We start from the raw sequence: 1057 nt of genomic DNA, 5'->3' as shown, positions 1-1057 counted from the left end.
AACAGATTTTAACAGCATAATCCGCCTTTGATGCGGGTTTTCCACCGGCTTTAAGCCGGTTTTTTTACAGCAAAGAAAGGTGAAATAGAATGGCAACAACACATATCATGACCCATGATCCGAAAGCGGTGAAATTGTGGTCACAAAAGATCAATCATGAAGTTTTAAAAGCAACGAAAATAGCCCCGCTGATAGGGAAAAGCGAGAACAGCATTATCCAGCTTTGCAATGAAACCCATAAGAGTGCAGGGGATAGCGTTACATTTAGCTTGATGTTGAATATGCATGGAGATGGGGTCACACAGGGAGAAACCTTAGAGGGCAATGAAGAAGGTCTTCAATTTATGGATGACAGATTGGTCATTAACGAGCTCTTACATGCAGCACGCGTGGCGAATAATGACTCGATTGACCAACAGAGAATTCTCCCCAATTTACGCAAGAAAGCTAAAGCAAACTTGGTTCGTTGGTACGCAAATCGTTTAAGCGTTATGTTCTTTCTTCATGTGTGTGGTTATACCGCGCGTACGATCCATATTGATGGTCGAGAAATCTACATTAAACCGGTTTATTACGGTTTTAATGAAATCATGGCGCCAAGCAGTGAACGAATTATCCGCCCCGATGGCAAAATCAAGGATGAAGAACTCACAGAAAAGGCAAAACATGGCTTTAGCCTTAAATTGATAGATGAAGCGGTAAAACAAGCCAAACTAGCCAATCCACAAATCTCTCCGGTCCATGTCAATGGTGATGATGTTTACGTTCTTTATTTGCACCCAACCCAAGTGATGCAATTGCGAACCAATACAGCAGCTGGTGAGTGGTTAGATATCCAAAAATCTGTTTACGCAACCTCTCGTGCAAAGAACCCGATCTTTGATGGTTCTCTTGGTATGTATAATGGTGTTGTTTTACGCGAAGCACTTCATGTCACTCATGGTGTAAAATCCACTGATAATACAGCAGTCAAGAGTGTGCGTCGTGCGGTTTTCCTAGGAGCCCAGAGTGCGATTATAGGTTTTGGAAAAAATCACAGTGCAACGCATTACACGCT

Annotated in this window: 1 protein-coding gene; it reads left to right on the top strand. The window is 42.5% G+C overall.

Annotated elements, in window-relative coordinates:
* Nucleotides 1–89: 89 nt before the first annotated feature.
* The coding region (locus FS875_RS10010) for a N4-gp56 family major capsid protein (protein WP_144756300.1) at nucleotides 90–1057 on the top strand (968 nt) is incomplete at its 3' end.

The organism is Bartonella saheliensis (assembly GCF_902162175.1).
Note: the sequence above shows the minus strand (reverse complement) of the source record. Positions and strands in the feature narration are given on the sequence as shown.